The sequence below is a fragment of the Streptomyces sp. C genome (assembly GCF_000158895.1).
GTDB lineage: Bacteria > Actinomycetota > Actinomycetes > Streptomycetales > Streptomycetaceae > Streptomyces > Streptomyces racemochromogenes.
The window spans coordinates 6,984,843-7,000,286 of the sequence record NZ_GG657750.1; the positions used below are offsets into that span (position 1 = coordinate 6,984,843).

The 15,444-nt window shown below is 72.2% G+C and carries 13 protein-coding genes, 1 tRNA gene, 1 pseudogene and 1 riboswitch; of the genes and pseudogenes, 8 read left to right on the forward strand and 7 right to left on the reverse strand.

The features are described 5' to 3' along the window. Positions 1–1,151 (reverse strand): sigma-70 family RNA polymerase sigma factor (locus SSNG_RS31280; protein WP_042804417.1); only part of this gene is annotated, 1,151 nt, incomplete at its 3' end. Positions 1,152–1,334: 183 nt separating this feature from the next. Between SSNG_RS31280 and SSNG_RS31285 the strand changes: the two genes are divergently transcribed. Then, positions 1,335–1,973 (forward strand): bifunctional 4-hydroxy-2-oxoglutarate aldolase/2-dehydro-3-deoxy-phosphogluconate aldolase, encoded by a 639-nt coding sequence (locus tag SSNG_RS31285; RefSeq protein ID WP_050779786.1) that lies wholly within the window; start codon positions 1,335–1,337, stop codon positions 1,971–1,973. Then, the gene (locus tag SSNG_RS31290; RefSeq protein ID WP_007267959.1) at positions 1,970–2,941 is read left to right on the forward strand and encodes a sugar kinase; all 972 of its coding nucleotides are present in this window, start codon (positions 1,970–1,972) and stop codon (positions 2,939–2,941) included. Before SSNG_RS31285 ends, SSNG_RS31290 begins: the two co-directional genes overlap by 4 nt. 61 nt (positions 2,942–3,002) lie before the next feature. Here the strand turns inward: SSNG_RS31290 and SSNG_RS31295 are convergent, their stop codons facing one another. Both SSNG_RS31295 and SSNG_RS31300 read right to left on the reverse strand, forming a co-directional pair. After that, positions 3,003–4,232, reverse strand: a complete 1,230-nt coding sequence (locus tag SSNG_RS31295) for a serpin family protein (RefSeq protein WP_007267960.1) — start codon at positions 4,230–4,232, stop codon at positions 3,003–3,005. A 101-nt stretch (positions 4,233–4,333) separates the two neighbouring features. Next, positions 4,334–5,668 (reverse strand): glycoside hydrolase family 18 protein, encoded by a 1,335-nt coding sequence (locus SSNG_RS31300; RefSeq protein ID WP_042802425.1) that lies wholly within the window; start codon positions 5,666–5,668, stop codon positions 4,334–4,336. Between the two features lie 235 nt (positions 5,669–5,903). On the opposite strand from SSNG_RS31300, the pseudogene SSNG_RS31305 reads away from it, so the two are divergent. Both SSNG_RS31305 and SSNG_RS31310 read left to right on the forward strand, forming a co-directional pair. Next, positions 5,904–6,985 (forward strand): annotated as a pseudogene (locus SSNG_RS31305) (dihydrodipicolinate reductase). Next, on the forward strand, positions 6,982–7,461 hold the full coding sequence (locus SSNG_RS31310; protein ID WP_042802427.1) for a carboxymuconolactone decarboxylase family protein: 480 nt from the start codon (positions 6,982–6,984) through the stop codon (positions 7,459–7,461). Before SSNG_RS31305 ends, SSNG_RS31310 begins: the two are co-directional and overlap by 4 nt. Positions 7,462–7,608: 147 nt before the next feature. On the opposite strand, the gene SSNG_RS31315 is transcribed toward SSNG_RS31310, so the two are convergent. Both SSNG_RS31315 and SSNG_RS31320 read right to left on the reverse strand, forming a co-directional pair. After that, complete coding sequence (locus SSNG_RS31315) at positions 7,609–9,258, reverse strand: GMC oxidoreductase (protein WP_007267964.1); 1,650 nt, start codon at positions 9,256–9,258, stop codon at positions 7,609–7,611. A 124-nt stretch (positions 9,259–9,382) separates the two neighbouring features. Next, positions 9,383–9,841: a DUF4352 domain-containing protein gene (locus SSNG_RS31320; RefSeq protein ID WP_007267965.1), complete on the reverse strand. Its 459-nt coding sequence runs from the start codon at positions 9,839–9,841 to the stop codon at positions 9,383–9,385. Positions 9,842–9,963: 122 nt separating this feature from the next. Between SSNG_RS31320 and SSNG_RS31325 the strand changes: the two genes are divergently transcribed. Beyond that, positions 9,964–10,040, forward strand: a tRNA-Trp gene (locus SSNG_RS31325). Between the two features lie 514 nt (positions 10,041–10,554). Here SSNG_RS31325 and cutA read toward each other — a convergent pair. Both cutA and SSNG_RS40445 read right to left on the reverse strand, forming a co-directional pair. Further along, the gene (gene cutA / locus SSNG_RS31330) at positions 10,555–10,881 is read right to left on the reverse strand and encodes a divalent-cation tolerance protein CutA (protein WP_007267966.1); all 327 of its coding nucleotides are present in this window, start codon (positions 10,879–10,881) and stop codon (positions 10,555–10,557) included. Positions 10,882–11,199: 318 nt separating this feature from the next. Continuing rightward, positions 11,200–11,838, reverse strand: a complete 639-nt coding sequence (locus SSNG_RS40445) for a DUF11 domain-containing protein (RefSeq protein WP_007267967.1) — start codon at positions 11,836–11,838, stop codon at positions 11,200–11,202. Positions 11,839–12,729: 891 nt separating this feature from the next. Here SSNG_RS40445 and SSNG_RS31345 point away from each other — a divergent pair. From SSNG_RS31345 to SSNG_RS31355, 3 genes are all read left to right on the forward strand, one after another. Further along, the gene (locus tag SSNG_RS31345; RefSeq protein WP_241695161.1) at positions 12,730–13,596 is read left to right on the forward strand and encodes an immunity 49 family protein; all 867 of its coding nucleotides are present in this window, start codon (positions 12,730–12,732) and stop codon (positions 13,594–13,596) included. Between the two features lie 181 nt (positions 13,597–13,777). Then, positions 13,778–13,921: riboswitch (cobalamin riboswitch) on the forward strand. A gap of 35 nt (positions 13,922–13,956) precedes the next feature. Beyond that, a complete protein-coding gene (locus SSNG_RS31350) occupies positions 13,957–14,946 on the forward strand; it encodes an ABC transporter substrate-binding protein (RefSeq protein ID WP_007267970.1) in 990 nt (329 codons plus the stop codon). A 47-nt stretch (positions 14,947–14,993) separates the two neighbouring features. Continuing rightward, positions 14,994–15,444, forward strand: a 451-nt coding sequence (locus SSNG_RS31355) for an iron chelate uptake ABC transporter family permease subunit (protein WP_165365073.1), incomplete at its 3' end; no start/stop codon positions are given.

Genomic DNA, 15,444 nt, shown 5'->3' on the forward strand with positions numbered 1-15,444 from the left:
GACGCCGAAGCGGGAGGCGAGGCCGAGGCGGAGCCGGACGGCTGCGGCACGCCGGAGTCCGGCGCCGACAGGGCGCCCAGCGGGGAGCCGGGCACCCCGCCCGCCTCGGTCTTCTTCGCGCCGGGCAGCTGCCCGAGGTACACCAGGCCGCCGCCCGCGACGCACGCGGCGACCACCGCGCCGCCGATGGCCCGGCGCCGGTTCCGGCGGCGCCTGCGCTGCACCGCGCGGCTGTCGGGGCCCTCGCCGGCGGCCTCCGCCCCGCCCTTGCGCCGGGCGGCGCGGCCCGGGGCGGACACCACCGGCGAGAGCTGGGTCGCCGCCTCGGCGAAGGCCACGTTCGCCGGGCCGGAGCCGGCCGCCGCGGCGGACCGCACGCCCGCCAGCAGCGCCGCCGTCACCGGCACCAGCGCCAGGCCCGCCAGCAGCCCCTCCGCCGGCACCAGCCCGTTCCACAGCCCCGAGCAGCGCAGGCACTCGCGGGCGTGCCGGGCTATTCGCTTGCGCCACAGCGCGGACGGCCGGCCGTCCCAGGTGCCCGTCATCGCCCGCAGCCCCTCACAGGGCGGCTGCGTCTCCAGGGCCCGCTCCACCACGCGGGCCGACTCCAGCTGCGCCTTCATCCGCTGCACCCGCACCGCCGTGTGCTGCGGGGTCAGCTCCAGCGCCGAGGCGACGTCCGCCCGGGTCAGCTCGCCCGCGCACTCCAGCCACCACAGCGACAGCAGCGCCCGGTCGTCGGGCTCCAGCCAGCGCGTGGCGCGGGCCGTCTCGCGGCGCTGTCCGGACAGGTGGAGCCGCGTGACGGTCAGGTCGGCGAAGTCGGCGCCGGGGTCGGCGACGTCCTGGGCGGCCTCCAGCCCGCTCTGCCCGGGGCCGCCGCTCGTGGCCTGCCAGTGCGCCCGTACGCGGTTCATCGCGATGGCCACCAGCCAGGACCGGAAGCTCTCGTCGCTCCGCAGCGTGCCGAGCCCGTCCAGCGCCCGCAGCATGGTGTCCTGCACCACGTCGTCCACGTCGTGTGACCCGTTCAGAGCCCGCCCGACCACGTTGTAGACCAGCGGCAGATGGGCGCTGACCAGCTCGTCCTGCGCGCGGGGATCGCCCGCGCGGGCCGCTGCCACCAGCTCTGCCGTGTGCTGTGTACTCATGTGAAGTTCCCTGTCCGTACCGGCGGTCGATGTTGCCCGATAACTGGGAGACCGTCGAGTGGGGCCCCGATAACGGTTATCCGGAAGAATCTTTTTCACGGCACTGCGCCCTGTATGGTCTAGACCATCAAGTCGGGCCGTGCGGCGCACCGTTCCACGCCGCTGAGCAGCCGGGAGGGTGCCTTGTCCTGCCATCCGTACGCGGTGCTGGCCGCCCAGCGCCTGCTCCCGGTGCTGCGCAGCGCCGACGCCGACCGGGCCCTGCGGGCCACCGGGCAGCTGCTCGGTGCCGGCTGCCGGGCCGTGGAGCTCACCACCTCCACCCCCGGCTGGGCCCGGGCCGTCACCCGCGCCGCCGGGCTCCGCGACGCACGCGGGCGGAGCGCGGTCATCGGGGTGGGCACGGTGACCACCGCCGCCGAGGCCCGGGCGGCCCTCGACGCCGGCGCCGCGTTCCTCGTCTCCCCCTACCCGGCCCCCGAGGTCCGCGAGGCCGCCGCACGGCGCGGGACGCCCTTCCTCGAAGGCGGCTTCACCCCCGGGGAGATAGCCGCCGCCGTGCGGGGCGCGGGCGCCGCGAAGGTGTTCCCGGCCCACGTGGGCGGGCCGGACTACATCCGTTCCCTCAGGGCCGTGCTGCCGTCCGGGGCCCTGCTCGTCCCGACGGGCGGGATCCGGCCCGGCGGGGTCCGCGAGTGGCTCGACGCGGGCGCGACCGCCGTCGGCATCGGCAGCGGCCTGCCCGACGACCCCGGGGAACTGGCCGCCGTCTTCGCGGAACTGGCCGGGCCCTGCTGCGGCGGGGAGGGGTGCGGGCCGTGACCGCCCCGCGATACGACGTCCTCGTCCTCGGCGAGGTCCTGGTCGAGATCCACGCCGGCACCGCCCTGCGCGCCGCCGCCGACGGCACCCCCGCCCGGATCTCCTACTCCGGCGACGCCCTCAACGCCGCCGCGGCTTCCGCCGCGGCCGGGGCCCGCACCGCGCTCCTGACCGTCGTCGGGGACGACGAGCTCAGCGTCCCGCTGCTGCGCCGCGCCGCCGAGCTCGGCGTGGACGTCACCCACGTGCACCGCGCGCCCCGCCCCAACGGGGCCTACCTGCTCTCCGCGGACCCCGACGGGGACCGCGAGTTCGTGTACTGGCGCACCCACAGCGCCGCCTCCACCCTCTCCCCGGCCCACGTCGAGGACTGGCTCCCGCTGCTGACCCGCTGCCGGGCGCTGATCACCAGCGGGATCACCGGCGCGCTCTCCCCGGGCAGCCGCGACGCCGTACTGGCCGCCGCCCGCGTCGTCCACGCCGCGGGCGGACACGTCACGTACGACCCCAACCACCGGCCCCGCCTGACCGGCCGCGCCGAGGCCCGCTCCCTGCTCGCCGCGATCGCCCCGCTGACCGGGCTGCTGAAGTCCTCCTGCCCGGCCGACGCGCTCGCCCTGGTCGACACCGCCGACCCGCCCACCGCCGCCGCCCGCTACCGGGCGCTGGGGGCCCGCACGGTGGCGGTCACGGCCGGACCGGGACGGCTGCTCCTGGACGACGGCACCCGGGCGGCGTACCACCCCGTCCCCGTCGACCCGGCGCCGGTCGACACCACCGGCGCCGGGGACTGCTTCACCGGCACCGCCACCGCCCGGCTCGCCCTGGGTGACCCGCTCGTCCGGGCGGTGGCCTACGGGGTGGCGGCGGCGTCCCTGTCGGTGGCGGGCCGCGGCGGCACGGGCCGGGTGCCGGCCTTCACGGAGACGGCGCGGCTCGCGGCGGCGCCGGCGGAGGACACCGCCTAGGGGGCACCGCCTTACGGAGACCCCCTGGGGGGCACCGCCTTGCGGAGACCCCCTGGGCCCTCTAGTCCTCCCAGAACTCCGCCTCCTCCGCCTCCCGGTCCGGCTCCTCGTAGGGGAGGGGGTCCGTGACCCAGCCCGCCGCCAGGACCAGGCGGGAGGTGCGGTGTACGGCCAGGAAGCCGAAGGGGCGGTCGAAGCGCAGGCTCACGTAACGGACCCGGTAGGGGAACCGGGGCGCGCAGCCCGCGGCCGCGGCGACCGCCGTCACCGCGGCCGCTTCGAAGCCCGTCGCGTGGAAGCGGGCGAGCGCCGACTGCCGCGCCGAGCCGATGGCCAGGGGGTCGGAGCTGATCCCGGGGAAGTGGCCGGAGCCGGTGTCCGTGGCGGTGCTCAGGCCGAACAGGCCGGCCCGTTCGAGGAGGTCGTGCCCGGCCCGTATCTCGAAGGCGGGCGTAGCGACGGTGAGCCGGGGCTCCGGCGTCATCGACGGAACCAGCCCGATGGACAGGCCCGGGCCGGCATGGCCCAGGGGCAGGAGGCTCGCCGCCGTCGACGGGAGCACCCGGGTGACGGCCTCGATCCCGGTGCGCAGCACCTCGCCGGGCGCGGCGTCCGGCTCGCCCAGCACGAGGTGGACGTCCACCCCGCCGTCCCCGACCACCTCCATCAGCGTGACCGGCCCACGGGGGCCGTACGCCACCCCGGCCCGGTCCGGCAGGGACGTGGTGCGGTGCAGCATGGCCAGGCGCCGGCCGGCCCATGGGCCCTCGTCCACCCCGCCGGGCCACTCCTGGAACGGTCGGATCCACTTCAGTCGCAGCGCGAGCGCGGAGGCCAGGACGAGCCGGACCGCGTCCCGGCCCTCGGGCAGCGCGACCGGCATGCGTTCGACGAGGCCGTCCGTCCGGTCGGCGGCCCACGCGTCGAGCGTCTTGCGGTCGGCGCCGGAGTCGCCGGTCAGGGTGCCCCGGGTGCCGTCGGGGAGGCCGGCCAGCCAGCGGGCCTCCAGCGGCAGGTCCGCCGCGGTCCACAGGCCCGTCGCCGCTTGCAGGCCCCGTACGCGGGACAGGCCGGTCAGCAGCTCCCGCGCGGCTCCCGCCGCTTCCCCGGCGGGTATGCCGAGGGCCTCGGCCAGTTCCGCGCGGGCCGGGCCCGCCGCGCCGTCCGCGAGCAGGGCCAGCAGCGGCCACACCCCGGCCGCGGTGAGGACCGTACCCCCGTCCCCGTCCGGGGCTTCGGCGGCCCAGCGCGCCGTGAGCCGGTTGACCGCCCGTACCGTCGAGTTCCTCATGCCGGGGAGGGTACGTGGTGGGGCGCCGCGGGGCCGGATGGTTTTTCCTCGGCCACCCGGCGCCGGCTTGGGACCGGCGCCGGTTCGGGACCCGCGCCGGCTCAGCGGCCGCGCAGGCCCTGGTCGACGGCGGCGGTCAGCTCGCCGTCCGCGGTGTCGGCGTCCAGGGACCAGAACATGGCACCGCCCAGGCCCTGTTCGCGGACGTACCGGGCCTTCGTGCGCAGCACCTGCGGGTCGTCGTACGTCCACAGGGTGGTGCCGTCGAACAGCCAGGCGTGGCCGCCGCGCCGGTCGCGGTGCACCTGGAAGGTGCCGGAGGCGGCCAGCTCCTTCAGCTCCTTGTAGTCCGCGTAACCGGCCGCCCACTTCGCGGGCGCGGGTCCCGTGGCGGGCCTGCCCATGCCGTCACCGCCGCCGGTGACCCCGGTCCAGCCCTGCCCGTAGAACGGCATGCCGACCACCAGCTTGCGGGCGGGCGCCCCGCGCCGCAGCCAGGAGTCCACCGTGCCGTCGACGCTGAAGTCGCCCCGGGCGTACAGCGCGGACTGCTGGGCGGTGGTCTTCTCCCCGGACACGTGGAAGTCGTAGCCCTGGAGGGTGACGAAGTCGAGGTCGCGCATGATGCGGCGGACGTCGAAGCCCGCGTCGATCTTGGCGGGGGCGGCCGGGACGAAGGCCGTCAGCTCGTACGGGCGCCCGCGCTCGCGCCCGAACGCGTCGAGCTGGGTGCGGAACTCGTGGACCAGCTCGGCGAAGTTGCGCTTGTCCTCCGGCCGGAACCTCGTGTCGCTGTCGCCCTCCGAGCCCGGCCACTCCCAGTCCAGGTCGATGCCGTCGAAGACCCCGGCGGCGGCGCCGGCCCCGCCCCGGGCTCCGTCCTGCGGCAGGTTCCCCTTGAGGTAGAGGTCGATGCAGGAGCGGACGAGGGCCTTGCGGGAGGCGGGGGTGAGGGCCGCGTCCGAGAAGTGGGTGGACCAGCTCCAGCCGCCGAGCGAGATCAGCACCTTGAGGCCGGGGTGCTTGGCCTTGAGCTCCTTCAACTGGTTGAAGTTCCCGGCCAGGGGCTGGTCCGCGGTGTCGGCGACGCCGTCCACGGAGTTCGCCGCGTCCAGCGGACGGGCGTAGTCGGCCCAGGCGTCGGCCTCGCCCGCCACGTTGCCGGTGAAGCACTTGCCGTCGGCGCCGATGTTGCCGAAGGCGTAGTTGACGTGGGTGAGTCTGCCGGCGGTGCCGTTCGCCTCCAGGTCCTGGACCTGGAAGTCGCGCCCGTAGACGCCCCACTGGGTGAAGTAGCCGACCTTCCGGTACGAGCGGTCGTGCCCGCCCGCCGGATCCCGCTCCCCGCTCCCGGCGGCCGCGGCGGGCGCGAAGGCGGTCAGCAGGGAGAGGGAGCAGGCTGCGACGGCCAGCCGGCCGAGGGTGCTGCGGCGCATGGGGCGCGTGGGACGCATGGGCTTCCTTTGCGGATGCGGGGGAGTGGTGCTCCTGAGCCGTGCGGGGACGGGCGCGGCCCTGCACCGGCGGCGCCCGTCCCACCCGGGAACGTATTGGTCTGGACCATCTCGGTCAAGGGGGTGTTCACCCGCTTGCCCGACACGGCCGCGGCCCGTCCGAAAAACCTCCTTCACGACGCTGGGCACCTCCACGCCCCCTCGCTACCCTCCGCGCATGATTCCCACGGTGGTCTGGGGCACAGGCAACGTCGGCCGCGCGGCGATCCGCGCCGTCGACGCCCACCCGGCGCTCGAACTCACGGCAGTCATCGTCCACGACCCCGCGAAGGCCGGCCGCGACGCCGGCGAACTCGCCGGACTCGGCCACCGGCTGGGGGTGACGGCCACCCGCGACATCGCAGCGGTGCTCGCCGCCCGCCCGGCCGCCGTCGTCTACGCCGCCTCCGGCGACATCCGCCCCGACGGCGCCCTCGCCGACATCACCCGCGCCATCACCGCGGGCGCGGTCGTCGTCAGCCCCGCCCTCTACCCCCTCTACGACCACCGCAGCGCCCCGCCGGAGTTCCGGGACCCCGTCCTCGCCGCGATCGCCGGGGGCGGCGGTTCCCTCTTCGCCTCCGGCGTCGACCCCGGCTGGGGCAACGACGTGCTCCCGCTGCTGATCAGCGGCCTGGGCACCACCGTGGACGCCATCCGCTGCCAGGAGATCTTCGACTACTCCACGTACGACCAGCCGACTCCGTACGCCACTCGTCGGCATTGGGCCACCCCATGGACTACGAGCCGATGATGCTGATGCCCTCGATCCCCACCATGGTGTGGGGCGGCCAGATCCGGATGATGGCCCGCGCCCTCGGCGTCGAACTCGACGAGATACGCGAGACCTCCCAGCGCCGCGCCCTCGACACCACGGTGAGCACCCCCTCCATGGGCGTCTTCGAGGCCGGCACCCAGGGCGCCGTCCGCTTCGAGGTGCAGGGCGTCGTCGGCGGCGAACCCCGCATCGTCATCGAGCACGTCACCCGCATCCACCCCTCCTGCGCCCCCGACTGGCCCGTACCGCCCGACGGCGGCGCCGGAGCCCACCGGGTCGTCATCGAGGGCCGCCCCCGCATCGAGGTCACCGTCGAGGCCACCGACGAGGGCGAGAACCGCTCGGCCGGCGGGAACGCCACCGCCGTCGGCCGCCTGGTGGGCGCCATCGACTGGCTGGTGGCCGCGGAACCCGGCCTCTACGACGCCCTGGACGTCCCGCTGCGGCCCGCAGTCGGCAGACTCGGAAGGAAACAGCCATGAGGATCGACATCCCCGAGGGACAGCACCCGATCGAGTACGTCTGGGGGGACATGGTCCCCGGCATCGGCATGGCCGCCGCCAACTTCTCGCTGTCCGTGTACGCCCACACCACCCTGGGCCTGCGCGAGTTCGAGGCGGCGCGGCTGCGCATCGCGCAGATCAACGGCTGCGTCTTCTGCCTGGACTGGCGCACCGACCGTGACGGGGAGAAGGTCGAGGAGGAGTTCGCGGACGCCGTCACCGAATGGCGCACCACGAAGGCCTTCGACGACCGCACCCGGCTCGCCGCCGAGTACGCCGAGCGCTACGCCCTGGACCACCACAACCTCGACGAGGAGTTCTGGGCGCGGATGACCGCGCACTACAGCCAGCTGGAGATCGTCGAGCTGAGCATGAGCATCGGCTCCTGGCTGGCCTTCGGCCGGCTCAACCACGTACTGGGCCTCGACAGCGTCTGCGTGCTGCCGGGCAGCTGAACGGTGACGCCCCGGCGCCCGGTGCCCGGCCCGGTGCCCGGCCTGGTGCCCGGCCAGGGCCACGGCCTGGTGCCCGGCCTGGTGCACGGCCCGGGGCCGCCCGGAGTATCCGGACGGCCCCGGGAACCGGTCAGCTCGCGGACCCGCTCACAGATCCGTGGCGATGATCTTCTCGATGTTCCGCTCGGCGAGGGCCGTGATGGTCGCGAACGGGTTCACGCTGGTGTTGCCGGGGATCAGCGCTCCGTCGATGACGTACAGGCCCGGGTGCCCGTGCAGCCGGCCGTAGTTGTCCGTGGCCTTGCCCAGCACCGCACCGCCCAGCGGGTGGTACGTGAGGTGGTCGCCCCAGACCTTGTTGGTGCCGAAGAGGTCGGTGCGGTAGATCGTCCCCTCCTTGGCGTTGATCTTGTCGAAGATGGTCTTCGCCATGTCGATGGACGGCTGCTTCCACGCCGTCTGCCAGTCCAGCTCGACCTTCCCCGCCGCCGCGTTCCACGAGAACCGCGCCCGGTTCGGGTTCTTGGTGATGGAGAGGTAGAAGGACGCGTACGTCTCGATCCCCGTCGGCAGCGGGGCCACCTCGGCGAAGGCGCCGCCCGCGTCCCAGTTGTCGATGCCGCCGCAGGGGATGGAGGCCTGCACCTTCCCGGTCGGGTCCCACATGTGGTTGGCGCGGCCGCACATGACGTTGCCGTTGTCGCCCCAGCCCTTGCCCACCTCGTCGTTCAGGTTCGGCAGCGCGCCGGTCGCCTTCAGCCGTACCAGCAGCTTGCTCGTGCCGACGCTGCCCGCCGCGAAGAACACCCGGCCGGCGGTGACGGTCTTGGTGGCGAGGACGTCCCCGGAGGTGGAGAGCTGCTCCATGACGACCGTGTAGCCGCCACCGTCCGAGGGGGAGACGGTGGTGACCCGGTGCAGGGGCGAGATGGTGACCTTGCCGGTCGCCCGGGCGGCGGCCAGGTAGGTCTGCTGGAGGGACTTCTTGCCCGCGTTGTTGCCGTAGAGGATCTCCCCGTCCACCGCGGACTTGGGGACGGTGCCCGCCACCTCCTGCTTCATGTAGTCCCAGTCGTAGACGTCCGGGACGAAGACGAACGGGAACCCGGAACGCTGGGCGTGCTTGCGGCCGACGCGGGCGAACTGGTAGCAGTCCACCGCCTCGAACCAGACGGGGTCGATGAGCCCCACCCCGAGCCCGGCGTTGGCCCGCGGGTAGTAGGTCCGGTACATCTCCTCGGCGTCCACCGAGGGCAGGATGGCCGCGAAGTTCTGCCGTTTGGGCGTCACGGCCATGCCGCCGTTGACGAGCGAGCCGCCGCCGACGCCCCGGCCCTGGTAGACGATGATGCCGCCCATCTCCTCGGCGTCGAGGATGCCCGTGTAGCGGGGGACGTCCTTGTCGATGGGGAAGCCGAGGAAGTTGCTGAGCGGGGCCTTGGTCCGGGTGCGCAGCCAGTACGAGCGGTAGTCGGGCTTGGTGGTGTTGGCGAAGATCTTGCCGTCGCTGCCGGGGGTGTCCCAGGCCATGCCCATCTCGACCATGTGCACCGGGACGCCGGCCTGGGCGAGCCGGAGCGCGGCGACGGAGCCGCCGTAGCCGGTGCCGATCACCAGGACCGGGACGCGGGCCCCGGACTCGATGGGCCCGGAGGCGGTGGTGGTGGCCGGTTCGGCATGGGCCGGGGTGACGTTGACCGTCAGCGCCACTGCCCCGAGAATAGAACCAGTTCCAGCGATGAATCCACGGCGGGAGACACCCCCGGATACCTTGCTGTGCAGGCTTTTGTCACTCATGTGACGTTCCTCACTCTCGACGGAGTGGGAACAAGTTCTACTGGCGAACGCCTGCCAAGTCACTACACGCGTCGCAGCAACTTCCGGCTGATTGCCTCCCCTTGACGTGGCGGCTCAGGACAGCTCAGGACAGGCTCCAGTGCCCGACGTCGTCACCCAGCCCCGCGTCCAGCGCGAACTGCACGGCCGCCAGGCCGGCGCCCTCCGGAACCCGGAAGGTGACGAAACCTGATGCCGAGCCCCCGGGCTCCAGGCTCACCGTCTCCGGCAGGCTCGGCCCGGCACCCGTCGCGGTGCCCGTCCCCGTGAACCGCCGCCCCTCGGTGTCGAGCAGGTGCGCGGCCGGCGCGGGGGAGTCCTCGTACGGCACCGACCCGGTGTTCTCCAGCCGCAGCTCCACCGCCACCAGCCGCTCGGCGTCCGCCCGGCCGGCGGGGTCGACGACCCGGGTCAGCGTCACGTCGAGCCGCTCCCCGGGCCGGTCCCCGTCGAGGGACACGGTCTCCCCGGACCCGTCGGGCCCGGCCCCGACGAGCAGCAGCACGAGCAGCGGCCCCAGCAGCCGCCCCGGACGCCGACGCACAACGCCTCCCGACCTCGCAGACCCACCCCCTCCCCGCCCACGATCCTCCGCCCGCCCCGCTCCCGCCACCGGCAAATGGATTGGATCTTCCGGCCGCTTCATGGCAGGCTGTGACCCAGCGAAGGGGTATAGCTCAGCTGGTCAGAGCGCTGGTCTCCAAAACCAGATGTCGTAGGTTCGAATCCTGCTACCCCTGCCATTCCTGACCAGGCATTTCATCGAAAACGGACTTCCGGAGCCCCCTCCAGAAGTCCGTTTCGTCTTCTCCTGGGGACAGGCTGGGGACAAGGGAGATCGCCGGCGGGCGGCGGGGGCACTCCCGGCCAACGAGCGAGAGTTCATGACCCCCGCCCGGATGGACTCGCTCGTGCTATCCGTACACGGCCAGCTCGGCCACCAGCAGCTCCCGGAGACGGCAGCCAGAACTGTGCAGCGCCTCGGACCGGACCTGTCCGACTCCGGGGTCGTCATCCTCGGAGACCTCGCCCACGCACTCCACGGGGAGGCAGTATCGGCCACGGCGTTCATGTGGCACACGACTTTGACGTGGCGGCCCAAACACGCCCCAACACCATGGGCCGGGCCCGAGCCGCCGCTGTCGCGGCCCGGCCGCCCAACTCGGAGCGAGATCTTGCACATCACCTGCAAGAGCTCGCGGCCTGAGGAAACCCAGGCCCCAAACGCCGGCAGCGGTCAGGGCGGGGCCGATCGTCCTAGTGTGGGGTGGTCTCCTCGACCACCCACTTCAGGTACGCCTCCGAACCACCTGTGACCGGCACGGTGACCCATTCGGGAACCTCGTAGGGGTGTTCCTCGGCCACCCACGCCTCCAGCTCGGGAAGCCGGTCCACCGTGGTCTTGTACGAGAGCCGCCACTCCTGCGCCGTCTCGATCTTCCCCTGCCACCAGTAGGTGGCGCTGAACGGACCGTCAATGTGGCAGCAGGCCGCGAGTCTCGCCTCAACGGCCCCTCGCACCAAAGCCTGCGCCCGGGCCTCGTCGTCAATGGATGTCTGGGCGATAACGATCTCGGACGCCATGATGCCCCTCCTGGCCGGTATACCCCGACCCTACCGAGCCGGCCGAAGGCATAGCGCGTTCGGTTGGTCAGTTGATCGGAGGTGCCTGTCGGATAGGTGTCACCGAGGCGATGTGGGCCCGGACTGAGCCGCCGGTGCCAGCCGCTCGGATTCTCCCCGCGCCCAAGATCAAAAAATCGCCGTCGCCTGGGCCTGATCCTCACGGCGCTGCTGCTCGGTTTCGCGCTAGCTCGGTGCGGCGGTGCGGGATCGACTGTGTCCGATGGCGCCGCCGCACGGCAGGCGTTCCGCCGACCTATCGGGTAGCAGACTGCGCTCTCAGGGGGCGTTCACCCCGACGGCCTGGCGGCTGCGGTTGGTCCCGCCAGGGCTGTTGATGTTGTTATTGGTCGTGATGTTGTTGAACATCGTCACGACGCCGTTGAAGTTGATCGGCAGGATCGAGTCCCCGCCGCCTCCGTTGTCCCCGTCGCAGTCCCCGCCGGTGATCGTGGTCGGGTCGCTGTCTGAGAAGGTCTCGGGGTTGCCGTCCGTCGTCTCGGTGAGCGTGACATGGTTGGTGACGGAGCACGGGGCGTCGTCTGCCACGTTCACGGTCACCTCCAGCGTTGCAACGGTGTTGGCGCCGAAGAAGAATTGATGACATTCGACCGTCGTGCCACTGTTGGTGACTTGACAGTTACCAATACCGTCTACGAGGTCCGAGACCGTGAGACCTGAGGGAAGGTTGTCCGTGAGGTCCAGTCGCCCGCTGTTTCCCGGTACTTCGCCGTTGTTGGCCACCGTGATGGTGTAGACGCCTTGGCCGCCCCGTACGAAGTTCCCTTCGTGGGTCTTGGTGACACTCATGATCGATTCAGCGTGGGCGGGGGTGGCTGTGGCAAAGCCAAACGCGATGCCGAGCCCCATGACCGCCACGAGGGAGGACAGCCGCCGCCTCAATCCGTACTTTTCCATGCGAGTTTCTCCTGTCCGTGAAGGTCCCCCCGATTCGACCCCGCAGCGCAGGGAGGAGCGGTTCACACGCGAGGCCAATCCGGGGAACGCCCAACCGATCGAGCGGATAACGGGCAGGATGCCGGTTTCACTCGACTGCCTCGCACAAGAGGGAGCGTGTAACCGGGGGCAGAGTGTCGAACGGCGCGGCGATTTTTCTAGGCAGCCGAATCTATCCACGCGCGTCCGGCCCCTCCTCCGAAACCGTTCACCGCAGGTCAAGGGCAGGTAGCTGAGGAGATCCCGAGAGCAGGCCGGGAGTCACTCGGAGTACCGTGCGGAAATATTGCAGCGTGGCCATGGGTTCGGATTGCGGCCTGTCCGCCCGACGAGTCGTACCAGTGCTCGAAGTGGAGGCACAGCTCCGCCTTCTCCGCCGTCGCCCCGCTGAGGTCGGCGTCCAGCGAGGAGGGGAAGTCGACGAGGGACGCGGTGAGGCCGTTCGCCGACGGGTAGTAGCTCTGGAGCGTCCGGCTGCCGGGATAGGAGTTGTACGCGCCGAGGTTGGTGTACGTCCCAGACCGAGCGGCGGCGTAGGTCCGCTCGAACCGCTGAGCGGCCGGCGGAGTCGTCCCGGGCGTCCGCCCGTTGTTCGGCTGCCCAGTCGCCGCCAGGGCAGGGCCGACATCCGCGACGTACATCACGGCCGGGAACTCGGCGGAGCCGAACAGGCTGACCTTGGCCGTGCTGGGGCCATCCCGCTTGAAGGACGTCCGGCGGGGGCTACTTGCCCTGACAGCCCCTGGATTCAGGGAGTGTCTCCCTATATGCAGGGGCCCTCGCGCTACGCGTCAGTTCGGGCGAAGGTCGATCGACCTGGAGAATACCTGGACATCGACTAAAGGGGGGCGTGTGCTCACGCGCATTCCACGCCACGCGTTCAGTACGGACAATGTGGCCGAGGCCATGGCGCCGATCATCAAGAGTGCCGAAGAGGTGCTTGCGGGGCTCGGAACATCAGAGGACGATCGCCATGACGCACTGACGCTCGCACTTGTTGCAGCCAAGTGGCACTGCCTCGCGGACCCCGTTGCGGATCGGTTCACCACGTGGCAGGCCTGGATCCTCGCCATGCAGACCGGCTCCGCGCTGTTCACGGCCGGCCAGGCAACCGAGGGGCCCGTCAGGTGCCGCGTCGGCGCCAATGGCGAGGAGAGGGAGCTGCCGGCGACGGGACCCCAGGAGTACCTGCACGCCGCCAACTGGCTCACCTCCTTCTACCTGGCGGCGATCTGCCGGGAGGACGAGCGCATGAACCGGCTCGCGCAGGTCCCCCTGCCGTTCCTCCGTGCGTCCGGTGCGGAGTTCGACGAGTACGTCTACTCGTGGGTGGAGACGCTCCAGAACCACCCTTTCGGGCGGCAGGAGACGTGGGACAGCCTGGTCCGCGCAGTAGAGGGCACGGACCCCGCACATGTTCAGATTGCCAGCCAGGAGCTGATGCTGAAGATCCTCTATCCGCCGCTCAACCTCTTCCACCGGTATGCGACCCGGGACGAGGAGCGGTTCAACGAGTCCTTGGCCGAGGCGCTCACCTGGCACAAGGAGTACTGGACTGCGAACGAGGCCCGTTCGAGGAGCGGCGAAGGCCTGGTCGCCCTCGGCCCGCTCGCGATCGCCTGCATGGCCCGTGATGCGGGTATGGCGATCCAGGTCGAGTCCGAGTATCTCCCGAAGGCACTCCTGGAGTTCGGCTGGGTCGGTGAAGTGGACGCCTGACGGCCGACTCCGGGGCCACCGCCAACGCGGTACGCGATGCCCTGCTTCACCACCGCGGCGTGGCGCGGAGGGTGAACCAAGTGGCCCTTCGCCGTGCCCCGGTACCGTGCTGCCCGCCGCACCCACACGATCCAGCGCCGGGGCGGGAGTTCCGGGCCGGGGGCGGGGTGCAAAGGACGCGTCTGGCAGACTTGGGCGGGTTGTCCCGGCGGTGCAGGACAGGAAACCGGTGTGAATCCGGTGCGGTCCCGCCACTGTGACCGGTCGCCGCGTGCGTGCGCGTGGGGGCCGGGAGTCAGACACTGACGCACCGCCTCTTCACTTCGACCGGGGACGAGGATCCCCCGGAGAGGCCTCACCATGTCGCGTGTCCGCGCCGCCGTGCGCTCCTTCCTGCCCTTCGCCCTTGTCCTGCCGCTCGCCGCCTGCGGCGGTCCTACCGGGGCCGAGCGGTCCGCGGGCGGGGCGCAGGCCGCGCCCGGGTTCCCGTACACCGTCACCAACTGCGGTGTCAGCAGCACCTACCAGGCGCCGCCCGAGCGCGCCGTCACCATGAACCAGCACGCCACCGAGATCATGCTGGCCCTCGGGTTGCAGGACCGGATGGCCGGGACCGCCTATCTCGACGACTCCGTGCTGCCCGCCTACCGGCCCGCCTACGACAGGATCAAGGTGCTGGCGAAGGAGTACCCCTCCAAGGAGGTGCTCCTCGGCGCCAACCCCGACTTCGTGTACGGCGGTTACGCCAGCGCCTTCGACAAGGGGCAGGGCCGGGACCGGGAAGCGCTGGCCAAGGCCGGCATCGGGTCCCGGCTGAGCGTGGAGTACTGCACCCAGGGCCCGGTCGGGCTCGAACAGCTGAGGACCGAGATCACCGAGGTCGCCCGGACCTTCGGCGTGCCCGAGCGCGGCGAGGAGCTCGTCCGGGACGAGCAGCGGCGCGTCGACGCCGTCACCGCACGGGTGAAGGACCGGGCCCGGCCGTCCGTCTTCGTCTACGACTCCGGCGAGGCCTCCGCCTTCACCTCGGGAGGCAACGGCATCGGCAACGAGATCGTCTCCCTCGCCGGGGGAACGAACGTGTTCGCCGACCTCAAGGACACCTTCGGCGACGTACCGTGGGAGAAGGTCATCGAGCGCGCGCCCGAGGTCGTCCTCATCTACGACTACGGCGGCACCACCGTGGAGGCCAAGAAGCAGCGCCTGTTGAACGACCCGGCGCTGGCGGAGGTTCCCGCCGTCAAGAACCGGCGGTTCGTCGTGCTGCCGCTCTCCTCCGCCGTGCTCGGCGTGCGCGTCGCCGACGCCGTCGAGTCCCTCGGCCGTCAGCTGCACCTCGACGCCCCGTGAGGCGCGGGCTCTCGCTGGTGCTGCTCGCTGCCGCGCTCGCCGTCTCGATGGTGGCGGGGCTGGCTCTCGGTCCCGTACGGATCCCGCCGGGCCAGGTCCTCGACATCGTCCTCGGCGGCCCCGGGGCGCGCGGGGCCTTCGCCTCCATCGTGTGGGACGTGCGGATGCCGCGCGTCCTGCTCGGAGCCGTCGTCGGGGCCGGACTCGCCGTGACCGGCGCCGTACTCCAGGCCCTGGTGCGCAACCCGCTCGCCGACCCCTTCCTGCTCGGGGCCTCCTCCGGGGCCTCGGCGGGGGCGGTGCTGGTCATCGTGTCCGGCGCGGGCGCCGCCGCGGCCGCGGGCGGACTCGGACTGCCGGCCGCCGCCTTCGCCGGGTCCCTGGCCGCGCTCGTCGCCGTCTACGCCCTGGCCCGCCGCGGCGGCACCATGACCACCGGCCGGCTGATCCTGGCCGGGGTCGCCGTGCAGTACGTCCTGTCCGCGCTGACCAGCCTGG

Coding starts and splice junctions, on each gene's coding strand:
- SSNG_RS31295 (WP_007267960.1), bottom strand. CDS start 4,232: ATGAGGAACTCGACGGTACGGGCGGTCAACCGGCTCACGGCGCGCTGG.
- SSNG_RS31300 (WP_042802425.1), bottom strand. CDS start 5,668: ATGCGCCGCAGCACCCTCGGCCGGCTGGCCGTCGCAGCCTGCTCCCTC.
- SSNG_RS31310 (WP_042802427.1), top strand. CDS start 6,982: ATGAGGATCGACATCCCCGAGGGACAGCACCCGATCGAGTACGTCTGG.
- SSNG_RS31315 (WP_007267964.1), bottom strand. CDS start 9,258: ATGAGTGACAAAAGCCTGCACAGCAAGGTATCCGGGGGTGTCTCCCGC.
- cutA (WP_007267966.1), bottom strand. CDS start 10,881: ATGGCGTCCGAGATCGTTATCGCCCAGACATCCATTGACGACGAGGCC.
- SSNG_RS40445 (WP_007267967.1), bottom strand. CDS start 11,838: ATGGAAAAGTACGGATTGAGGCGGCGGCTGTCCTCCCTCGTGGCGGTC.
- SSNG_RS31350 (WP_007267970.1), top strand. CDS start 13,957: ATGTCGCGTGTCCGCGCCGCCGTGCGCTCCTTCCTGCCCTTCGCCCTT.